This window comes from Mesorhizobium sp. M7A.F.Ca.AU.002.02.1.1 (assembly GCF_003998535.1).
Taxonomy (GTDB): domain Bacteria; phylum Pseudomonadota; class Alphaproteobacteria; order Rhizobiales; family Rhizobiaceae; genus Mesorhizobium; species Mesorhizobium ciceri.
Window position 1 is genome coordinate 1 of record NZ_RZPB01001221.1, and the last position, 1,169, is coordinate 1,169.

The 1,169-nt window shown below is 65.9% G+C and carries 3 protein-coding genes; all 3 read left to right on the plus strand.

Features of this window, described 5'->3' with window-relative positions:
- The coding region (locus EN879_RS36635) for an ROK family protein (RefSeq protein ID WP_164774875.1) at window positions 1–512 on the plus strand (512 nt) is incomplete at its 5' end.
- Complete coding sequence (locus tag EN879_RS36640; protein ID WP_013532706.1) at window positions 512–958, plus strand: RbsD/FucU domain-containing protein; 447 nt, start codon at window positions 512–514, stop codon at window positions 956–958. The genes EN879_RS36635 and EN879_RS36640, both read left to right, overlap by 1 nt.
- Window positions 955–1,169, plus strand: a 215-nt coding sequence (locus EN879_RS36645; RefSeq protein ID WP_245493940.1) for a PfkB family carbohydrate kinase, incomplete at its 3' end; no start/stop codon positions are given. The genes EN879_RS36640 and EN879_RS36645, both read left to right, overlap by 4 nt.

Consider the following 1,169-nt stretch of genomic DNA (forward strand, 5'->3'; position numbering starts at 1 on the left):
CCGGTGGCGGCATTGTGCTGAACGGCCGGCTTTTCGGCGGCCCGACCGGCAATGCCGGAGCGCTCGGCTCCATGCCCGTGCCCGGGCCGGACGGCAAGCCGACCCAACTGATCGATGTCGCTTCCATCGCCATGCTCGAAAAGGCGCTCAATGCGCGCGGCATCGAGGCCTCGCATCTGTGGACCTCGCCGGACGACTGGGGCGAGATCGGACCCGAACTCGACGGCTGGATCGCCAGCGCCTCAAGGGCGCTCGCTTACGCCATCGTCGCCGCATCCTCGATCATCGATTTCGAAGCGGCGGTGATCGACGGCTGGATGCCGAAGGCGGTGCGCCGCCAGCTGGTCGACGCCATCATTGCGGCAATCGCCACGATCGACGGCGAAGGCTTGAAGCTGCCCGCCATTCGCGAGGGAACCGTCGGTATCCATGCCCGGGCGCTCGGCGGCGCCAGCCTGCCACTTTCCGAACGCTTCCTGATCGGCTCGACGACGATTTCCAGGAGCGCCTGATGCTGATCGGAATCCCGGCGCTGCTCGGTCCGGAGCTTCTGGCGATCCTGCGCGGCATGGGCCATGGCGACGAAATCGCCCTTGTCGACGGAAACTATCCGGCGGAACAGCAGGCAACCCGACTGGTACGCGCCGATGGCCACCCTCTTATCCCGGTACTCGATGCGATATTGAGTGTCCTGCCTGTCGATGACGCCGTGCCGGAGGCGCTGTTTCGCGCCTCGGTCCGAGGCGATCCCTCGCTTGCCGATCCTGTCCATCATGAGATCGAAGCGATCTGCGCCAAACGGGCGCCAGGCCGCAAGGTGGTTGCGCTGGCCGGCGCCGACTTCTATGCACGGGTCAAATCGGCGCATGCCATCGTCGCGACAAGCGAGCCGCGGCTCTACGCCAACATCATCATACGCAAGGGCGTGATCTATCCGCCGGAGACCAAGAAGCCATGATCCTCTGCTGCGGCGAAGCCCTGATCGACATGCTGCCGCGCACGACGACAGCGGGCGAGCCGGCCTTTGCGCCTTATGTCGGCGGCGCCGTATTCAACACGGCAATCGCACTTGGCCGGCTCGGCGCGCCGGCCGGCTTCTTTTCCGGCCTGTCGTCGGATCTGTTCGGCGGCCAATTCCGGGATGCGCTTGGGGCGAGCAAGGTCAGTTC

Bases quoted from the DNA above. Each gene is read 5' to 3' on its own strand.
- EN879_RS36640 (WP_013532706.1), top strand. From the start codon at position 512: ATGCTGATCGGAATCCCGGCGCTGCTCGGTCCGGAGCTTCTGGCGATC.